Source organism: Sedimentibacter sp. MB35-C1 (genome assembly GCF_030913635.1).
Classification (GTDB): Bacteria; Bacillota; Clostridia; order Tissierellales; family Sedimentibacteraceae; genus Sedimentibacter.
Genome location: NZ_CP133188.1, coordinates 3167908 through 3187190, shown reverse-complemented (window position 1 = coordinate 3187190; position 19283 = coordinate 3167908). Strand labels below are relative to the sequence as shown.

Genomic DNA, 19283 nt, shown 5'->3' with positions numbered 1-19283 from the left:
ATATAGCAATGAAAATTGAAAAACAAAGTTTGAATTTTAAGTCTATAATTAAAAGCGTAGCTATAGTTATGAGTTGCTATCATCTATATACCGGGGCATTCGGGATTCCCGAATCCCAGGTACATAGATATATACACTTGCTTTTTGCTTTAATATTGAGTTATGGATCATTTTCAATAAAAAGAGATAAAGTCAGCAAAGTCAAAATATTTGATATAGTTTTGATTGTATTGTCAGTAGTTACTTTAGGTTATTTAATAGTAACATACAAAGTGCTGCAAAATAGAATTTTATTTGTAACACCATTAACAATTATTCAAAAGGTTACTTTTGTATTAATACTAGTTCTTGTTTTGGAAGCAACTAGAAGATTAACCGGTTGGACTTTACCGATTGTATGTATAGTATTTTTATTATATGCTTTATTTGGAGACAGATTACCAGGTATGCTGTCCCATACCGGATTTTCGTTTACTAAGATATTAGAACAATTAGCACTTACTTCAGAAGGGATTTTTGGAAGTGCATTAGGCATTACCGCAACATATGTAATTATGTTCATTATATTCGCATCATTTTTGGAAGTAACAGGTGCGGGACAATTTTTCATCGACCTTTCAACAGGAGTAACTGGTTCTAAGAGAGGAGGACCTGCAAAAGTTGCAGTAGTAGCAAGTGCACTTTTTGGAAGTATATCCGGTAGTTCTGTAGCAAATGTTGTAAGTACTGGAACATTTACAATACCATTAATAAAAAGCGTGGGTTATTCACCTGTATTTGCAGGTGCTGTTGAGGCAGTTGCTTCTTCAGGGGGACAAATAATGCCACCGATTATGGCGGCTGTAGCTTTTATAATGGCAGATTATTTAGGGGTATCTTATATGGCTATAGTTAAAGCTGCATTGATACCGGCACTGTTGTATTATTTTTGCTTATTTTTTATGGTTGATGCAAGAGCTGTTAAGTTGAATATTAAAGGTCTTTCTAAGGAGTCTTTGCCAAATACCAAGGATGTTTTATCTAATGGTTGGTATATGTTAATTCCTTTTGTAGTTTTGGTTGGTTTAATGATGGCAAAATATACTCCTATGATAGCAGGTTTTTACGCCTTGGTTACTTTAATAGCAGTTTTTTTAGTAAAAAACAGAAAAATTTTAACGTTGCAAAAGATGTTGCTGGGTTTAGAAGGTGGCGCTAAAAGCATATTAAGTGTTTCAGTAACAAGTGCCTGTGCTGGTATTATAGTTGGAGTTATAATGTTAACAGGTTTGGGATTAAAGTTTACTTCTCTGATAGTTGTATATTCTAATGGCAATTTAGTATTAGCTATGTTTTTCTCAGCGATTGTTGCCATAATATTGGGTATGGGTCTGCCAACTGTTCCTGCATATATTGTAATGTCTTCATTAGTAGCTCCTGCTTTAATTCAGATGGGGGCGATTCCAATAGCGGCACATATGTTTGTTTTGTATTTTTCAGTTATATCTTGTATTACCCCGCCAGTTGCCATAGCATCATATGCGGCTGCTGCCATATCTGATGCAGATCCAATGAAGGTTGGTGTTCAATCTGTTAAATTAGGTATTGTTGCTTATATAGTGCCATTTTTGTTTGTCTTAAATCCGATACTATTGTCGCAGGGGAATCTTATAGCTGTATTATGGACTTTTTCCACTGCACTTTTGGGCTGTATGGCTTTAACGTGGGGAATTGAAGGTGTTGTATCAAAACCAATAAGTGTTGTAAATAGAATTATTAATTTTATAGCAGCTTTCTTATTATTATATCCAGAGGGAAATACCGATATAATTGGTTTGCTGTTATTTATATGGATTATTTATTCATGTAAATATAAAGTGTATAAAGAAAATTTAAAATTAAGCGTTACAGAAAATTAAAAAATAATAATGGGGTGAATATATGCCGATAATTCAAGTTAATTTGGTTGAAGGTAGAATTTTAGAACAGAAAGAGAAATTAATTAGAAAAATGACAGATGTTGTTTCCGAAGTGTTAAGTTGTCCCACATCAACTATAAGAATTATGATAAACGAAATGAAATCGGAACATTTAGGTATTGATGGTGAATCAATGCGTATAAGAAGGTTAAAAAATAATTCGTGACATAATATTTTATTCCGGTATTTTTAATAGGTGGTGAAAGTATGAATAAGCAATATTCATTAAGACAAAGGATATTCAATAAAGAAGTAGTAGTTGGGATGTTTGTTAAGTTTAATAGTCAAGCTATTGCTGAAATGATAGGAAATTCAGGATTTGATTTTATTATAATAGATGCTGAACATTCAAATTATTCTAGCTATGATGTTGAGGGTATTATCAGAGCTAGTGAATGTGCAGGAATGAGTACTGTGGTTAGAGTTAGAGAAGCTATACCTGAAGATGTTCTACATGCACTTGATTCAGGTGCTGATGGTATTCAGATTCCAAGTATAACTTCAATAGAAACAGCAAAAGTGGTATGTAAATCGTCAAAATATTATCCTGAAGGGAACAGAGGATTTACAACTACTCAAAGATCAGCAATGTACAGTTCATGGAATAAGGATGAACCTTATATTGAATATGCAAATAAAAATTCATTAGTTGTAGTACATGTTGAAAATAAAGAAATGGCTGATAAAATAGATGACTTATTGGAAATTCCACAATTAGATGTAATTTTTGTAGGTCCGGCTGATCTAAGTCAATCTATGGGTAAACCAGGTAAAGCAAATGATCCTGAGGTGCTGTCAGTTATAGAAGATGTTTTCAAAAAAACTCTGTCAAAGGGAAAAGCTGTTGGTATTAATTGTACATCTCCAATAGAATTAAAGAAATATGTTAGCCTTGGAGCTACATATATAGCTTATGGATCTGATACAGCTGTTGTTGCAAATGCATTTAAGAAATTAAAAGAATTAGCTGATGGGCTTGGGTTACCCCTGTTAAGACTTCGAAAATAGCGGGTAGAGTAATTGATTCTGCTCGGCTTCTTCTAAGCCAATTGAAGGATAATTCTAAAATCTAATGATAAAGGAAAACTCCAAAACTATTTATAGCATCATGCAATCAATTTAAATATTTAGATATTTTAGCTGAAACAGAAAAAAAAGTATTGAAACAGAAAATAAATATAGTACCAAGAATTCTTGGTACCATCAGAATGTAGACAAAGTCGTAAAATTTTTTGCTAAATCTTACGACTTTTTGTATATAAAATAATAAAAACGTTGAAATTATGGACTTTTTGAGAAGTTTATATATAATAAAATCATAAAAATTCGGGCGGTGCTTACCATGATGAGTAAAGATAAAGAAAAGAAAAGAGAACAAGTACAAATAATGTTTTAAAATGGACCCTATGTCAAGGACAATTAAAAAAAGAGTTTAAGCAGCTATCAAGACGAGAGATAATAAGCTACAAAATATCAAAGAGACCAACAGCAGAAAATATAATGGAGGCCTTAAAAGATCTCATCAGCATAATAACATTAAATGGAGGCGCTGACATGGGGATAGTGTGGGTTGCTATCATTATTGGAAGTCTTGTATTATCCTTTAAAAAGCCATTTCATTTTTTGTTTTCCAATAAATATTTTAAGCTATTATTTTTGGGGGTATGCTTAATATTTGTAATCATTGAGGGTGTTATTGTGTTTCAAGGTATAGGATTTAATACAGTTAATAACTGCGATTACCTTATTGTTTTTGGCGCAAGAGTACGGGGAGAAACACCTTCATTAACACTTAAATATTGTTTAGATGTAGCTTATGATTATTTATCTAAAAATCCAGATACTCAAGCTATTTTATCAGGAGGACAAGGAGAAGGTGAAAATATCTCAGAAGCCGAGGCAATGAAGCGCTACCTTGTTAAAAAAGGCATCTCGGTTGACCGGCTTATGTTAGAAAATCAATCAAGAGACACTGTAGAAAATCTCAAATATTCTTTTAGAATGATAGACATATCAGAAAAAGATTTGCAATGGATTATAACTATATGTTTCTAATATGAGTCTTTTTTTGTACCGCCAAGTGATGTGAATTTTGAAGAAATGAGCATGGAAAAAATGATGGAAAATTGGTAAGAAACTTGGAGCCAAGGCAGTAAAACATATGGAGCAAAGTGGAACGGACTAGTATATAAAACACCTGTACTCCACCATATAGGAAGTCAAATATTGATACAATAGAAAGCCCTGATTTCAGGGGCTTTTCGTGATTTTTGGGGAGAATGAGTGTTTAAAAAGCAAGGACTGAGTATAAAGTTTAAAAATGTAATTTTAAAAAATTACATTTTTAACAGTTGCAATAAAATTCCTTTTGTGATATGATTACATTATGGTAAATAAAGTAATTTTAGAAAGGCACGATATTTTATGAAAAAGTTAAGTGAATTAGTTGAGTTAGTAAGTGGATCGCCTCAGTTTAGAATTACTGAAGTGTTTGATGAAAAAACACCGCTTTTTACTTATTATAGTCAGACAGATTTAACAGATGATTTGGTAGGAATTATTTCAAAAACTGTGGACAACAAACAAGTCAGGACCAATGATAAATTAAATACCTTGTGCGATGGTGATGTAGTATTTAGTTTAATCACGGGAGTTTCAACAATAGTAAGAAAAGAGCATGAGGGATATATTTATACGCAAAACTACGTTAAGTTATTACCTAACAATAAAATTGATTCAAAGTTTTTGGTTTATCTTATTAATGAAAATAAAACAATCAAGAAACAGTTTATGCTGGGACTGCAAGGCTCTCAAGTTTTAAAATATACTCTAAAGCAACTTAAAGAGCTTGAAATACCCAAAATACCTTGCATAGATAAGCAAATAATTATAGGACAAGTTTATTTTAATCAGTTAAAGCTACAATCCCTTAGAAATAGAGCAGCAGAACTTGAAACAAAAATCAGATTATCCAAGTTAGAGGAGGTATGCGAAAGATGAATGAAGAGAAATTTGAAACTGAGTTAATACAGTATATTACAAGTGGAACAATAACTAAACCTGAACACTTAGAAGGAATCAGCGATTTTATTGTTGGAGAAAAACCTGCTGATTACTGTATAAAAACAAAACTGTGGAAGTATGAACCAAAAATTAAAACTACAGAAAAGCTTTGGGATAACTTTAAAGAGATTCTTGAGAGGCACAATCAAAATACACTTGATCATCCTTTAAGTACTGTAGAATTTAATCAAGTCAAAAAAATTATATCCAATATTCAAACACCATATGAAGCTGGACAATTTTTATATGGACTTAATGGTGTATCGCAAATCGAAATTGATTTAGATGATGGTCGTCACGTGTTCTTAACAGTTTTTGATCAAAAACAAATTGGTGCTGGAGATACAGTGTATCAAGTAGTTAATCAGATTGAACGTCCTGCAGTTATCACTGGAAAACAAAATCGTCGTTTTGATACGACACTTCTTATCAATGGTCTACCTATAATACAAATTGAAGAAAAACGTGATACACATGATGTCAATGAAGCACTAAATCAAATGCATCAATATTCCAAAGAAAATCAATATCGAGATATTTTTTCTACTCTACAAATATTGGTGGCAATTACACCAAATAACGTTAAATATATGGCTAATACCACATCAGATAAGTTTAATAAGGACTTTGCTTTTAACTGGCAACGTAAAAGTGATAATACGATTGTACGTAATTGGAAAGAGTTTGCTGATTCAATGTTAAGTATTCCAATGGCACATCAAATGGCTACTAATTATATGATTTTGGATGGTACAAAAAACAAACAAATGCTAAAGGTAATGCGTCCATATCAAGTATATGCTACCCAGAATGTAATTGAAAATTTAAAACGAGTTGATTTTGAGCTTAGTATAAATAAAGTAGGGTATATCTGGCATACTACTGGTTCAGGTAAGACAATCACTAGTTTTAAAACAGCTTGGCTTGCAAGTCGTATGCCAAAAGTTGATAAAGTTGTATTCTTAGTAGATAGAATTGCTTTAACAAAACAAACAAATGAAAATTATAGGGCCTATGATCCAGATGCTAATGAAGATATGATAGGTAGTGTTCAGAATACATATAATACTAATGATTTAAGTCGTAAATTAAAGAGCAAAGATAATAATATTGTTGTTACTTCTGTTCAAAAGCTTGATACTTTAGTAAAACGTAAATCTTTTAAATCACCTGATAAAAATATTGTATTTATAGTGGATGAGGCACATCGTTCAACTGGTGGTGAAAGTTTTGAAAAAATACAAAAAGCTTTCAAGAAGTCTGCTTGGGTTGGCTATACGGGAACACCAATGTTTGATGAAACTACTAATGGCTTACGCACTGAAGATATTTTTGGGCCATTGTTACACGCCTATACCATTCGTGAAGCAATAGCAGATAGAAATGTTTTGGGATTTAAAGTAGATTTTGAAACAACGATTGATGAAAAACAAATGAAATTAAAATATCTACCAAGTTTTTATAAAGAACGCTATCCAAAGTGGACAGAAAAACAAATTCAAGAGAAGATTAATAATCTAAGTCAAGAGGATATGGATGATGCGGTTGAACCAAGTTTTTATGATGAAAATTCGGAACACATCAAGTTAGTAGTTAAAGATATTTTCAAGAATTGGCGAAATCGTTCAAACGAAGGAAAATATAATGCACTTTTTACCACTCATGTTGGTGGTGGGAAAGCTAGTACTCCAATGGCAATGATGTATTTTAATGAATTTCAACGAGTAAATGCTGAAAATAGGAAAAACGGTGGACGAACATTAAAAGTAGCAGTTACATTTAGCCAAAATTCATCCAATAATGATAGCATGCTTGCCACTAATCAAAATTTACATGATGCCATTAAAGCCTATAACAAAGAGTTTAGTACAAGCTTTGGTATGGATGATGTAGCAGGATATACACAAGATGTTACTAGTCGTCTGAATAAAACAGCTACAGATAAAAACTTTCTAGATATTGTGATTGTGGTAGATCAACTTTTGACTGGATTTGATGCACCAGAACTTAATACCCTTTATGTTGATAGAACACTTAAAGGAGCTGGACTTATTCAAGCTTATTCAAGAACAAATCGTATTGCTGATATGCAAGAAAAACCTTGGGGGCGTATTGTAAACTATCGTTGGCCTGCTCAAAATGAGAAGTTGATGAATCAAGCTCTTGCAATTTATGCTAATAAAGCTTCTGCAATTTTATCAGAAGATGAGAAGCGTAAATCTAACCAAGAGGATGGAATTATTGCTAAACCTTTTGAAGAGGTATTTAATGAAGTTAAAGATGTTGTTAAGAAATTAGACAGTTTAACTAATAAATTTCAACAGTTACCACCTTCTGAGAAGCAAAAAGAACATATGCTTGATTTATTGCGTGATTATAATGTTGGTGTGGCTAAATTAAAACAATATGCACCTGAAGAAGTTAATGGAAATGCAGTAGGCTTTGATTACGAAAATCCTGATGAGTTAGTTGAAAAATTAGGCATGACAAGTGAAGAGGAAACTATGCTTACTACAGTTTTAACCAATGAGCTTAAACAACATATATCAAAAGAAAAGAAAATTCCTTTTTATCAAATTGAGTTAAAAATGACTCATGTTAAGGATGTGAAAATAGATTATGATTATTTAACTGAATTGGTAGAACAATTATTAAATCAAGTACATGAGGGTAAGAACCAAGAAGCACAAACTACAAAAGAAAAAATTGATCAATTTGCCAATGGTTTAGAAGATAGAAATTATGCTATGAAAATTATGAATGCAGCAATGGCTATTATCAAAGGGTATTATCCGCCGGAGGGTACTAATCTTAAATATCCAGTAAATCTTAACGATAGTGAAGAAATTATTCAAGCGGCTAACAATGTAAGTCTTGATAGACTATTCTTAGATTTTAGAGTAAAGTGGGGAATCACAGATATTATCACAAGTGCTCAGATGCGCGAATTATTTAGTTGTCATCGTTATGGTATGCAAGATTTAGATGATACTGGCCAAATTCGAGATATAATTGCAAAAGCAAGCTTGGATTACAAGACATTAGCACATGACGAAGATATACAGGCTTTATCTAGAATCAAGTACCGCAACGGTTTGCGTGAGGCTATTTATGAATTGGCTGATGATCAGGCTGAAAGTTAAATTATATCTAATTATACTTTTCAAAATTAATTATTAAGCCGTCAACTATGAATTGACAGTTAAGATAGGAGATAAAATGGATAATAATAAAGAGAATGTACCTAAAATAAGGTTCCCAGGATTTACTGACCCTTGGGAACAGCGTAAGTTGAGCGATGAAACCAATTCTATTGATACTGGTAAAAGCAAGTTTTCATCTAAAAATGATGGAAAATATGAAATCTTAGGTTCAACATCTGTTATTGGATATGATAATAACTATGACTATGAGGGAGATTTTTTACTAACCGCCAGAGTTGGAGCAAATGCAGGAGAATTATATAGGCACTCTGGAAAGGTTAAAATAAGCGATAATACCGTATTTATTCAGGGTGAAAACTTGGATTTTACCTATTATATGCTTATGAACTTTGATATCAAAAAATTATCTTTTGGAACCGGACAACCACTAGTTAAAGCTAGTGAACTGAAAGAGCTTAAATTGACGTTACCGGTATCAGAAGAAGAAAAAATTCAAATTGGCAAATTCTTTCATAATTTTGACAACCTTATCACCCTTCATCAGCGTAAGTTAAATCACTTACAAGATAAGAAGAGAGGTTTGTTGCAAAAAATGTTTCCTAAAAATGGTGAAAAATTTCCAGAACTTCGTTTTCCAGGATTTGCTGACCCTTGGGAACAGCGTAAGTTAGGAGATGTTTTTGAGGAATATTCGGAAAAGAACCATGAAGAACTTCCTCCGCTAACAATTATTCAAGGCAAGGGAACAATAAGGAGAGATGAATCAGATAGAAATCTGCAATTTGATAAAAAAAGTTTATTAAATTATAAGATGGTAGAAAAAGATGATTTCATAGTTCATTTAAGATCATTTGAAGGTGGATTAGAAAAATCGAATTTTACTGGAATCATAAGTCCAGCCTATCATACATTACATGGTAATGGTGCAGACTCTCGCTTTTATTATGCATATTTTAGATCTCATAACTTTATAAATGTTAAACTAAAACCACATGTATATGGTATTAGAGATGGGCGAAGTATTGATATGGTAGGAATGAAGACTATAAACATTCCGTTCACTTCCCTAAATGAACAGAAAAAGATTGGTGATTTTATAGAGAGTCTCGACACCCTTATCACCTTTCATCAACGTAAGCTAGAGCATTTACAGCAACAAAAGAAGGGACTTTTGCAACAGATGTTTGTATAAAGCAAATTAATAAAAGAGAGGAAATAAAAATAATGAGCAATAATATACAATCAATTACTAATAAATTATGGGCAATGGCAAATGAATTACGTGGAACAATGGATGCATCAGAGTACAAAAATTATATATTGGCATTTATGTTTTATAGATATTTATCAGAACATCAAGAGGAGTATTTGTTAAATAATAATGTTATTGATGTTATAGAGGGGAAGTCTATTAATGAATCCTATAATTCACAAGTAGATAAGTCGGAGTTAGAAGATTATTTACAAGATATTTCAGCAAGCTTAGGATATGCCATTGCTCCAAAGGATACATGGCAGTCATTGATTGATAAAATTAATGATTCACAAGTTATTCCTAGTGATTATCAAACTATTTTTGATAACTTTAATAAAAATGCAGAATTAAATAAAGAAGCAGTAAAAGATTTCCGTGGAGTATTTAATGATATTAATTTAGGAGATTCTCGTCTTGGAAATTCTACAAACGAACGTGCTAAATCACTTAACAACATAGTAAAATTAGTTGATAGTATTGAATACAAAGGTGATGATGGGAAAGACATTTTAGGTGAAATATATGAATACCTAATTGGTCAATTTGCGGCTAGTGCTGGTAAAAAGGGTGGAGAATTCTATACACCACATCAAGTAAGCAAGATTTTAGCCAAAGTAGTAACAAAAGGTGTAGAAAAATCAGATGAACTATTTAGCGTATATGACCCGACAATGGGATCTGGTTCTTTATTACTTACTGTAGGTCAAGAATTACCAAAAGGAATTCCCATGAAGTACTTTGGTCAAGAATTGAATACAACTACATATAACTTGGCACGTATGAATTTAATGATGCATGGTATATCTTATAACAATATGGTATTAAGTAATGCTGATACTTTGGAAAGTGATTGGCCAGATGGTCCAGATGCAAAAGGTATAGATCATCCACGTAGATTTGATGCAGTAGTTGCAAATCCACCATATTCAGCAAAATGGGATAATGATAAAACTAAATTAAAAGACCCACGTTTTAGTGAATATGGAAAGTTAGCACCAGCTTCAAAGGCAGATTACGCTTTTATATTGCATAGTATTTATCACTTAAATGAGACTGGAACAATGGCTATTGTTTTACCTCATGGAGTTTTATTTAGAGGTGCAGCAGAAGGAAAAATAAGAGAAACTTTAATTGGTAAAAATCGTATTGATACAATAATTGGATTGCCAGCAAATTTATTTTATGGAACAAGTATTCCAACAGTAATTTTAGTGTTAAAGAAGAATCGTGAAAATAAAGATATACTATTTATTGATGCAAGTAATGATTTTGAAAAGAATAAAAATCAAAATAATTTAAGAGATAAAGATATTGATAAAATCATAAAAGCATATAAAGAACGCAAAGATGTAGAAAAGTATGCTCATTTGGCATCGATTGAGGAAATTAGAGAAAATTATTTTAATTTAAACATACCACGTTATGTTGATACTTTTGAGGAAGAAGAACCGATTGACTTAGAAGAAATAAATAAGCTGTTGGAACAAGATAATAAGGAAATTGCAGAACTTGAAGCAAAGATTGATGAACAATTGAAAATTTTAGGTGTAAAAAATTAAATTTATTGATAGAGGGAAAGTGAGGTATTCACTTTCCCTCATTTGCTTGGGAACAGCGTAATTTATTGTGCTAATTTTGATAGCAAGCTTTGTCAAGCTTGTCTCGCAAAGATCTCCGGCGGTTGTTAATAAATTATCAGCAAAAGAATAATATTTTTTTATCATTCTCCTTTTGTAAATTGACTAAAGTTGTCAATTTATATATAATACCGTTAACAATGCTGTTGATATGGTTCTTCAAATCAACAAAAATATACAAAAGTTTGAGGCAAGATGCAAACGTTTATAAATGGCAGGGAAGATATGTAGATTCATAAGCATAGATAGGAGAGTGAATGATTTGCTTGATTTAAGGTAGATACGATACCGGAAAAAGCAGTAATTATTGTTAATCTAGCGTTTAAACTTTACCAGCATAAATATATTATCTAAGGAGTTTATGATGGGTGACGGAAGATATTATACTTTTTATCAATTTTATAGTGTTGTAGTACTTGTTTTTATTGTGATGTTTACATTAGCGGTTATCATCACCGCTTATTATAAACATTTGAATAAAAAAGAGGAATTGACCATCCTTTCTCTCGCTTTTGTAAATTTGATTCTTAGAGTCATAGAGGTAGTTATTCCGAATAAAGGTTTAGCTAGTAGCTTTAAATGTATGGCATCTATATTATTTTTAGTTGCCTATTTTTTGCTAATCAATTATTTGTTTGGCAAAAAAATTCAATTAATAAAAGAGATAAAAAATATTTTCTTTGGAATAGTGGTCATTATTTTTGCTTTGATTAGCATTCTGATACAGAACAAAATGTTGATAGAACATTATGAATTTTTCTCAACGAGTTATAGTTTGTTTTATAAGGTATGTGTTATAATGCTCTTAATAAGAGTTTTATATGTTATTGTGAAATGCCAAAGTGCCAAAGAAAATATACATAGAGTTTATAAGAACAAGGTGATTACTTTATGGACATTTATTGGAATATTTATGCCGTTATGTATCTATTTTGTTGGTGTAATCATTGAATTTTCCTATCTTGATTTCATAGAATATATTTTGATGTTTTTGGTGGGATTGCTATTAAGTCTTGGAAGTGATGATCAAGTGCAAATTGGGGTCACAGGCATATTTTTTGATAAAATTGGAGATATGGTGACAGATTTCATTTATGTAACAGATGTGAATGGAAGTATAATATATAAAAATTATTGTGCTAGTAAGTCTCAATATTTTAAAAAGCTAGATAAAATTAATGTGCAGGATATCGATACTTTGTATGAAGGAAATATTCAAAAACGAAAAAAATATTTTGAAAAAGAATACGTTTATCTGACTATTGGAAGTGAAAAACATTATTTTTCTCATAAGATTTCTTTTTTACAATCCAATGATGAAACGCTGGGACACATTATAACAATAACAGAAATCACGCATCTGATGGAGATGCTGTATCAATTGGAAGAACAAAGAAAAAAATCCAAAGAAGCTAATGACAGTCTGAAAAATTATGCTCAAGTTGTGTATCATTTGGAAAAGGAAAAAAAGATTAATTCTATGTTGCAAGAAATTATTGCAACAAGAGAACAGGATATGGAAAATTTAATTTTTCAGATTGTTAACCTTGAAAAAGATATTGATTCCGAAGATTTAGAAGATAAAATTGATGAAACGATTCAATATAATAGTCAAATATTAGAAGATGTAAGAAGTGCTGTATCAGCGTTTAGAGAACACTATGGAGGTTAAAATGATAAACGTAGTACTTGCGGATGATCAAAATTTATTTAAGGAGTCTATTGCGTACATACTAAATCATGATGATGAAATCAATGTAGTCGGGCAAGCCAGTGATGGAATTCAGGCAATAACATTGTGCGAAAATTTAAATCCGGATGTTATACTTATGGACATAGAAATGCCAGGTTTAGATGGCGTTAGTGCTACCAAAAAGATTAAAGAAAAGAATAGCAATATTAAAATTATTATCCTTACCACGTTTGAGAATCCAGACAATATAATGGAATCTTTCATTGCAAGAGCGGATGGATATATTGTAAAAGATATTAGTTATAAGGACTTAATTTTGACTGTAAAATGTGTTTATAGTGGGCTAACGGTAATACATGAAAGTGTGAAACAGATCATAATTGATAGATTTAAAGGGTTAAGCAACTATAAATCACAATACAAAGATATTTTGACTGAAAAGGAAGTCGAGATTATTAAGCTAATAGCCACAGGTAGCAGCAATAAAGAAATTGCTGTGAATCTAAATTATTCAGAAGGAACTATAAAAAACTATGTAAGCAAAATACTATACAAATTAAATATGTCGGATAGAATGCAAATTGCAATATTTGCAATGGAAAATGGGATTGTATAGATATGGAATATAGCGTAGGTGTTAAGGTTGCAACAATTACGCTGTGGAATTTTGCAGCAATAATAGTAAATATCATAGCGTTCATGATACTTTATATGAAAGCAAATAGAAATATTTCTTTAAAGGCTTTTTTTCTTGTACAATTTTCTATGATCATATGGTTGATTGGAAAAGTGTTTAAAACAGTTTCACCAACGGTAGAACTGCGATGGGGGTTTATTGTTTTGTATTACTTTGGTATCTGTTTGTTAGGAGCAAGTTTCTTGGATTTTGCTTATATTTATAACAAAGGAAAACCATTGAAAAAAGGAATTAGGGTAGGAATTTATATTGTTGCACTCGTACAATTTATTATAGTATTAACAAACCCATATCATTATTTATTTTATCGAGTATACCATTTTTGGGGCGATGATTTTGGAAAGCTTTTTTATTTTTTTATAGGGATTACTTATTCGTTTACTTTCATAGGTATGATATTGTGTGGAAATAAATTTAAAAAGCAAATTAAAGATAAATCAAGGATAGAAAAGAGTATTATATATATTGCCATACTGCTACCACTAGTGTTTAATTTTATTTATATTACCCGAATACTAGGATCGCTGTTTGATATTATAGGGATACAGATATTTGATATTACACCAATTGTATACACCTGGTCTATTTTAATATTTATATATGCTACGTTTAAATATGAGTTTTTTGACCTTACACCGTTAATGAAGCATGAGGTAACCAAAAGGTTGGATACACCTATTGTGATTATGAATCAGGACAGTGTTATAATTTATGCTAATGAGAAAGCAAAAGAAATTTTTTTGGATTTGCAAGTGGTGGTAAAATATTTTACAAAAAACATTGCATCTCAAGGAGAAAAAATATTACAATACGAAAATAAATATTATCGATATGCTATCAGCAATTATCAAAGTATTGGCGGTACCAAATTTATTATATCTTTTCATGATATTACTAGTTTGCATATGATTAGTGCGGAAATGGAAAAGGAGAATTATGAACTTACCAATGCCAATAAAAAACTGAAAGAGCAAATAGAAAATCTTAAACAAACCTCACATATTAGTGCAAGAAACTATGTTGCTAGGGAATTACATGATATTATAGGGCATTCGCTTGTTATAACAATGAAACTTCTCGAGGTGGCAAAAATTTCTCTAGAAAAAAATAGAGATAAAACCATTGAAAGTTTTGAAAAAGCTAAATTTTCTGTTAAAAATGGATTTGATGAAATGAAACAACTTAAAAGTAAGCCGACAATAATTATATGCACATCTGCTATTTTAGAAAGAGAAATAAAAAGCATGTTAAAAACTGTTGAAATTAGTGGGGTTAAGACAAATTTCTATTTTAGAGGCAAACAGGATAATATCGATGAAATAGTGTTTGATATTATTAAAAAGATATCTACAGAGCTTGTTACCAATACATTAAAACATGCCAATGCCACCAGTATATTGTTATCTATTACTTTTGACGGTGAAAAAGTTATGATACAGTTAATGGATAATGGAACAGGATTCAAAAATTTGATGAAAGGGAATGGACTAACAGGGATTGATAGCAGGTTAGCTCTTGTGGGTGGAAAAGCGAGATATAGTAGTGAGTTAGGAGAAGGGTTTACTGCAAATATTACCATACCACTTCCCTAATAAATTATATTTATTTCAGACTCAGCTTATGGCGGGGTCTTTTTTTAATTAGAAAAAAGACATTCGGCTAATTGTTTAGTAAAAGAGATTACAATCGTCACTTTTAAAGTGACTACTAGTATATTACACTTTTTACCAATTTCAAGTAAACTTAATAGAGAAAGGTATTTTATATTATTTAGGAGGGGATTTCATGGCAAAATCACACGAAATTGATTTTAATCTTTATGGAGATGATATGCAGTTTGTAGAAATCGAATTGGATGGTGGAGAAAGCGTAGTGGCAGAAGCGGGCGCAATGATGTATATGGATGAAAAGATAAGTATGGAAACTATCTTTGGAGATGGAAGTTCTAACAGTCATGGCAAGGGACTTATGGGGAAGTTAATGGGTGCAGGTAAAAGAGTCATAACGGGGGAAGGCCTTTTTATGACAGTGTTTACGAATACTGTGGGGGAAAAGGCACATGTATCTTTTGCAGCACCATATCCAGGAAAGATAATACCAGTTGTACTAACAGAATTTGGAGGAAATCTTATTTGTCAGAAAGATGCCTTTTTGTGTGCAGCTAAAGGAGTTTCTATTGATATACATATACAAAAGAAAATTGGTGCAGGTTTCTTTGGTGGTGAAGGATTTATTATGCAAAAATTAGAAGGGGATGGTATGGCATTTTTACATGCGGGTGGAACTATTATTCGTAAAGATTTGCAGGAAAACCAAGTTCTAAAATTGGATACAGGTTGTCTTGTTGCTATGACGTCTGATGTGGAGTATGATGTCCAATTTGCAGGAAGTATTAAATCTGGATTATTTGGTGGAGAGGGGCTGTTCCTTGCGACTCTAAAAGGCCCGGGAACTGTTTGGTTGCAGTCTTTACCATTTAGTAGAATGGCTGATAAAGTATATTCTGCGGCAGGCCGAGGTGGTAAAGGTGAATCCAAAGGATTTAATAATCCAATTGAGGAACTATCCGGACTTACAAATTTATTTGGCAGAGATTAAAGGGATAAAAGGAATAGGTAATTATGATGTTTTATTGCAAAAGGAGTGTTTTATGAAACGTAAATTTTTGTTGATTTTAGTGATTTTGGTACTAGGAATGACTATGGTTGGATGTTCTAGTCAAAAAGATGCTATATCGGAAGAAGCTGAAGAAGCGGGAAAAATTGAAGAAGCGGAAGAAGTTGAAGAACAAGAAGATGCACAACCTAATGAAGGAGAAAGTCAAATATTTGGATTAAAAAAATGCGGAGAAGTCTATAAAGGAGCGCAATTAAGTTACAATATTATTGGTGTTAGAACAAAAGAGTATAGTGATGGCGTAAAAAATCTTATTTTAAAACTTGAAGTGTTTAATCATAGTAGCGAGGATATTAACTTCTCTGCTTTTGATAGACTCACGGTATTTGATAAAAACGATGTTGAATATGGCCTTAATATCTTGGCAGATGTGGAAACAGATTTGATTGGAACTATCACCCCAGAAAATAAGATTATGGGTGAAACAGCATTTGAAATTACAGATAGTAATGAAGAAGATTTCGTTTTGAATATAGGTAATAATTTTGAATATAAACCAGCCATTGAGATAACAAAAAATGATATCGATAAAACTTTTTTAGAACAATTTGCTGGAAGTGGCACAAAAAGTGAATATACCATAGGAGTGCCATTAGAGTCAAAACAACTTACTATTTTATTGAAAAGTGCTAATGTAAAATCCAGTGATAAAGAGGGAAAAGAAATTCTTTTGTGTGAGCTTGACATTACAAATAAGACAAAAGAAACGCAAAATTTTATGCTGGGTTTAAATTTTAATGGCGTATATACTGCTGATGGAGTTCGATTAAATGAAGCGGTGAATGATTATACGTTACAAAATACAATTGAGGAAAACCAAACAATAAATGGAATTGCTTCATTCTATATTGAAGAAGGCCGAAAGGATTTCTATATGACAGTAACGCCGGATTTAAATGATTTTGGGAACAAAAAAAATATTGTATTTAGTGTTGAGTAGGAGGAAGTAAATTATGAAAAAAAAGTTCTTAGCAATATTTATAATTGCTATGGTTTCACTGAGTTGTGTAGCATGTTCAAACGATAATAAACAGGCAGAAGAACCAGCAGAGCAAAAAATTGAGGAGAATATTTCCAATAGCAATGAAACAGAAGTTTCTAAAACTGAAGAAAAAGAGGATGTTAACGAAAATTTAGAGGGTATTGATTTAATTAATTCCATAGATAACAAAAGGCCAGAAAAGTTAATGATAAAATCTGAAATGACATCTTATGGGACTACGACCAAAATGGCTACTTATTACAATGGAGATATGACAAGGACAGAAATGGATGTTCCAGGAATGTCAAAAAGTATTTTAATCTTTTTGCCGAATGAGAGTGTAATGTATAGTTATGTTTATGGAGAAACAGAGGGTGTAAAAATGATTGGTGCTAATACTACGTATGCTGAAGAAATGGGGCTAATGGTAGATAATAGCGATTTTTTGACAGAAGTAGTTGAGGAATCTTCAAAAGATGTCATTGCAAGGGTAGAAAAATTGGAAGGAGAAGAAGTTATTTATATAGAGGCAACAGAAACTGATGAAGAGATAGGCGATGTGCTTGTTAAAATGTGGTATTCCAAAAAATATGGAACACCTCTAAAATATGAAGTTGCTATTGGTGAAAAAACCATGATGCAATTAAATGTTACGGAAATCAGCGATAATGTAAACATTGATGAGTCTCTTTTTGTACCGCCAAGTGATGTGAATTTTGAAGAAATGAGTATGGAAAAAATGATGGAAAATTGGTGAGAAACTCGTTGTCAAGACAGTAAAAATCATACTCAAAAAGATACTCCTTCGCCAAGGAACCACAAATTCACACAACATTATTATTGTCCACACAAGGCATGTGGAGCGTGTAGTTCAGATGCAGGATTGCAGTTCTGAGGGAAAAATCGGTATTGATTATAACATGTTGTCTAAAGAACTGATAAAAGAGTTTGGAAGAGGGTTTTCCAGATCAAATATGAAAAATATGAGGGTACTTTATTTAAAATATGACATTTGCCAGACAGACACTGTCTGGCAAATTGAATTGGTCTCATTATTGCTAGTTATTAAGCGTTTGAGCATTGTAAAATTTTGGTGTATAATGTTTTTATACGATTGTATAGGGGGCGTGTATCTTCTTTTTCCTTGCTCAAGCATGTAGAAGCAAAAGCTGTCGTAAATTGGATATATCAAGCGTAAGAAGAATTTTTTAAAGTTGAATACTGTATGTGATCATCTAAGAGTTGCTATATAGATAAATTTTACTAGTAATGTTAATCTCCACATATCCTTAAAAACAGTACAAAATATCAAGTATTTCTTTAAAAATATAGTTATAATTATATAAATTAAGAAAAAAAGGGTGAGGAGCTACAAATGAAGATAATAAAGTTTTTATTAATGTTTTTATTATTACTAAATTTAAGTGGGTGTAATAATAGTACGGTGACCCAAAATTTTATAGATGATAATAATATAGATGCAACAATTGTTGTTTCTTCTCTAATTGCCGGAAAAGAATTCATTATTAATGAAGAAAGATCAGAACAAAGGTTTTTGCCAGCATCAACATTTAAAATTCCAAACACGTTAATAGTTTTACAAGAAGGTATCATCAATGATGAAAATGAAATTATCAAATGGGATGGTAAAGATAAGGGACTTCCTGAATGGAATAAAGACCAGAACTTGAAAACGGCTTTACCCTCAAGCTGTATATGGTTCTATCAGGAGTTAGCTAAAAAGGTTGGCATTGAAAAGTATTCAGAGTACTTAAATCAAATAGATTACGGTAATAAAAAGGTAGGAATAAGAGCTGATAATTTTTGGCTTGAAGGTGATATTAGAATATCCGCAAAAGAACAGATAGATTTTTTAAAAAAAGTTTATACTGAAGAGTATAATTTCAAAGAGGATTATTACAAGATTCTAAAAGATCTTATGATTGAAGAAAAGAATGCTGAGTATACTCTTAGAGGGAAAACAGGATGGGTACAGCGGATTAACCCTCAGATTGGATGGTATGTTGGATATGTAGAAACAGCAAATGACACTTGGTTTTTTGCATGTAATTTAGATATTCACCAAAACTCAGATGCTGACTATAGAAAAGAACTAGTTCTTGGGTATTTAAGAGATCTAAAAATTATTAAATAACTT

15 protein-coding genes and 1 pseudogene are annotated in these 19283 nt (G+C 31.6%); all 16 read left to right on the top strand.

Translation table 11 applies throughout. From position 1 onward, the window contains the following. Window positions 1-8: 8 nt before the first annotated feature. Window positions 9-1898 carry a TRAP transporter permease gene (locus RBQ61_RS15440; RefSeq protein WP_308138110.1) on the top strand — a complete coding sequence of 630 codons (1890 nt, stop codon included), beginning with the start codon at window positions 9-11 and terminating at the stop codon, window positions 1896-1898. 22 nt (window positions 1899-1920) lie between these two features. Next, window positions 1921-2124, top strand: coding sequence for a 2-hydroxymuconate tautomerase (locus RBQ61_RS15435; RefSeq protein ID WP_308138109.1), 204 nt, complete (start codon window positions 1921-1923; stop codon window positions 2122-2124). A 41-nt stretch (window positions 2125-2165) separates the two neighbouring features. After that, complete coding sequence (locus tag RBQ61_RS15430; protein ID WP_308138108.1) at window positions 2166-2966, top strand: HpcH/HpaI aldolase/citrate lyase family protein; 801 nt, start codon at window positions 2166-2168, stop codon at window positions 2964-2966. Window positions 2967-3458: 492 nt separating this feature from the next. After that, window positions 3459-4013, top strand: a complete 555-nt coding sequence (locus RBQ61_RS15425; protein WP_308138107.1) for a YdcF family protein — start codon at window positions 3459-3461, stop codon at window positions 4011-4013. 369 nt (window positions 4014-4382) lie between these two features. Next, window positions 4383-4958 carry a restriction endonuclease subunit S gene (locus RBQ61_RS15420; RefSeq protein WP_308138106.1) on the top strand — a complete coding sequence of 192 codons (576 nt, stop codon included), beginning with the start codon at window positions 4383-4385 and terminating at the stop codon, window positions 4956-4958. After that, window positions 4955-8164 (top strand): type I restriction endonuclease subunit R, encoded by a 3210-nt coding sequence (locus RBQ61_RS15415; protein ID WP_308138105.1) that lies wholly within the window; start codon window positions 4955-4957, stop codon window positions 8162-8164. The genes RBQ61_RS15420 and RBQ61_RS15415 overlap by 4 nt, the downstream gene beginning before the upstream one ends. A gap of 76 nt (window positions 8165-8240) precedes the next feature. Then, complete coding sequence (locus RBQ61_RS15410) at window positions 8241-9377, top strand: restriction endonuclease subunit S (protein ID WP_308138104.1); 1137 nt, start codon at window positions 8241-8243, stop codon at window positions 9375-9377. A 32-nt stretch (window positions 9378-9409) separates the two neighbouring features. After that, the gene (locus tag RBQ61_RS15405; protein ID WP_308138103.1) at window positions 9410-10999 is read left to right on the top strand and encodes a type I restriction-modification system subunit M; all 1590 of its coding nucleotides are present in this window, start codon (window positions 9410-9412) and stop codon (window positions 10997-10999) included. Window positions 11000-11438: 439 nt separating this feature from the next. Beyond that, window positions 11439-12749, top strand: coding sequence for a hypothetical protein (locus RBQ61_RS15400; protein ID WP_308138102.1), 1311 nt, complete (start codon window positions 11439-11441; stop codon window positions 12747-12749). Window position 12750: 1 nt separating this feature from the next. Continuing rightward, window positions 12751-13386 carry a response regulator transcription factor gene (locus RBQ61_RS15395; protein WP_308138101.1) on the top strand — a complete coding sequence of 212 codons (636 nt, stop codon included), beginning with the start codon at window positions 12751-12753 and terminating at the stop codon, window positions 13384-13386. Window positions 13387-13388: 2 nt separating this feature from the next. After that, window positions 13389-15059, top strand: coding sequence for a histidine kinase N-terminal 7TM domain-containing protein (locus RBQ61_RS15390; protein ID WP_308138100.1), 1671 nt, complete (start codon window positions 13389-13391; stop codon window positions 15057-15059). A gap of 193 nt (window positions 15060-15252) precedes the next feature. Further along, entirely contained in the window at window positions 15253-16065 is an 813-nt protein-coding gene (locus tag RBQ61_RS15385; protein WP_308138099.1) for a TIGR00266 family protein, read from the top strand. Next, complete coding sequence (locus tag RBQ61_RS15380; protein ID WP_308138098.1) at window positions 15995-17083, top strand: DUF5067 domain-containing protein; 1089 nt, start codon at window positions 15995-15997, stop codon at window positions 17081-17083. The genes RBQ61_RS15385 and RBQ61_RS15380 overlap by 71 nt, the downstream gene beginning before the upstream one ends. Window positions 17084-17096: 13 nt before the next feature. Then, entirely contained in the window at window positions 17097-17882 is a 786-nt protein-coding gene (locus RBQ61_RS15375) for a hypothetical protein (RefSeq protein WP_308138097.1), read from the top strand. Between the two features lie 166 nt (window positions 17883-18048). After that, window positions 18049-18184 (top strand): annotated as a pseudogene (locus tag RBQ61_RS15370) (DUF1016 N-terminal domain-containing protein); the annotation flags it as partial. A 316-nt stretch (window positions 18185-18500) separates the two neighbouring features. Beyond that, complete coding sequence (gene blaOXA, locus RBQ61_RS15365) at window positions 18501-19280, top strand: class D beta-lactamase (protein ID WP_308138096.1); 780 nt, start codon at window positions 18501-18503, stop codon at window positions 19278-19280. Window positions 19281-19283 lie beyond the last annotated feature (3 nt).

What these genes read in the sequence shown, in the direction of transcription:
- RBQ61_RS15440 (WP_308138110.1), top strand. Translation starts at nt 9, where the DNA reads ATGAAAATTGAAAAACAAAGTTTGAATTTTAAGTCTATAATTAAAAGC.
- RBQ61_RS15435 (WP_308138109.1), top strand. Translation starts at nt 1,921, where the DNA reads ATGCCGATAATTCAAGTTAATTTGGTTGAAGGTAGAATTTTAGAACAG.
- RBQ61_RS15430 (WP_308138108.1), top strand. Translation starts at nt 2,166, where the DNA reads ATGAATAAGCAATATTCATTAAGACAAAGGATATTCAATAAAGAAGTA.
- RBQ61_RS15425 (WP_308138107.1), top strand. Translation starts at nt 3,459, where the DNA reads ATGGAGGCCTTAAAAGATCTCATCAGCATAATAACATTAAATGGAGGC.
- RBQ61_RS15420 (WP_308138106.1), top strand. Translation starts at nt 4,383, where the DNA reads ATGAAAAAGTTAAGTGAATTAGTTGAGTTAGTAAGTGGATCGCCTCAG.
- RBQ61_RS15415 (WP_308138105.1), top strand. Translation starts at nt 4,955, where the DNA reads ATGAATGAAGAGAAATTTGAAACTGAGTTAATACAGTATATTACAAGT.
- RBQ61_RS15410 (WP_308138104.1), top strand. Translation starts at nt 8,241, where the DNA reads ATGGATAATAATAAAGAGAATGTACCTAAAATAAGGTTCCCAGGATTT.
- RBQ61_RS15405 (WP_308138103.1), top strand. Translation starts at nt 9,410, where the DNA reads ATGAGCAATAATATACAATCAATTACTAATAAATTATGGGCAATGGCA.
- RBQ61_RS15400 (WP_308138102.1), top strand. Translation starts at nt 11,439, where the DNA reads ATGATGGGTGACGGAAGATATTATACTTTTTATCAATTTTATAGTGTT.
- RBQ61_RS15395 (WP_308138101.1), top strand. Translation starts at nt 12,751, where the DNA reads ATGATAAACGTAGTACTTGCGGATGATCAAAATTTATTTAAGGAGTCT.
- RBQ61_RS15390 (WP_308138100.1), top strand. Translation starts at nt 13,389, where the DNA reads ATGGAATATAGCGTAGGTGTTAAGGTTGCAACAATTACGCTGTGGAAT.
- RBQ61_RS15385 (WP_308138099.1), top strand. Translation starts at nt 15,253, where the DNA reads ATGGCAAAATCACACGAAATTGATTTTAATCTTTATGGAGATGATATG.
- RBQ61_RS15375 (WP_308138097.1), top strand. Translation starts at nt 17,097, where the DNA reads ATGAAAAAAAAGTTCTTAGCAATATTTATAATTGCTATGGTTTCACTG.
- blaOXA (WP_308138096.1), top strand. Translation starts at nt 18,501, where the DNA reads ATGAAGATAATAAAGTTTTTATTAATGTTTTTATTATTACTAAATTTA.